Source organism: Halomonas sp. BN3-1, from assembly GCF_003056325.1.
Classification (GTDB): domain Bacteria; phylum Pseudomonadota; class Gammaproteobacteria; order Pseudomonadales; family Halomonadaceae; genus Halomonas; species Halomonas litopenaei.
Window position 1 is genome coordinate 1 of record NZ_PYVV01000046.1, and the last position, 682, is coordinate 682.

At 51.0% G+C, this 682-nt stretch carries 2 tRNA genes and 1 rRNA gene; all 3 read right to left on the reverse strand.

The features are described from left to right. Positions 1 to 225: 225 nt before the first annotated feature. Positions 226 to 301: transfer RNA gene (locus C9F12_RS22220), tRNA-Ala, on the reverse strand. A 127-nt stretch (positions 302 to 428) separates the two neighbouring features. Beyond that, a tRNA-Ile gene (locus tag C9F12_RS22225) sits at positions 429 to 505 on the reverse strand. Positions 506 to 606: 101 nt separating this feature from the next. Then, a 16S ribosomal RNA gene (locus tag C9F12_RS22230) occupies positions 607 to 682 on the reverse strand; the annotation flags it as partial.

Genomic DNA, 682 nt, shown 5'->3' on the forward strand with positions numbered 1-682 from the left:
ACCGTATGCGCTTCATCGCTTGACCATATAACCCCAAAAGGTCTGTCAATCGATGATGTCACGACAATTGCCGGATACGCTTGAAACGTATCTTACTTTGTCAGCATGATATACATTGTTAAAGAGCGTTAGAGCAAAAGCTCTAAGCGAGAGACTTGATATCGTCTGATGGCGAACAAGCCTCTTGCTTAGAACTTGACGACTGTTTTACTCGAGATCGAGAAATGGTGGAGCCAAGCGGGATCGAACCGCTGACCTCCTGCGTGCAAGGCAGGCGCTCTCCCAGCTGAGCTATGGCCCCATATCCTGTCGGGTATGCTTGACCAGAACCAGCTATCAAACGATGGGCCTGGGCAAATCCGATGCTACCCGGCGAGCTCACCGATCTTCACCACACCAAAGGCGTGCACTCGCTGAACTTATGAAGATGGTGGGTCTGGGCAGACTTGAACTGCCGACCTCACCCTTATCAGGGGTGCGCTCTAACCAACTGAGCTACAGACCCATTGCCGAGCAATATTGGGCATAAATCCCAAACAGTCGTTACTCTTGCTTGATCAGGTAATTCATTGTGAGCACTTACCGACAGTCAGATGACGTGTCGTTTAAGGAGGTGATCCAGCCGCAGGTTCCCCTACGGCTACCTTGTTACGACTTCACCCCAGTCATGAACCACACCGTG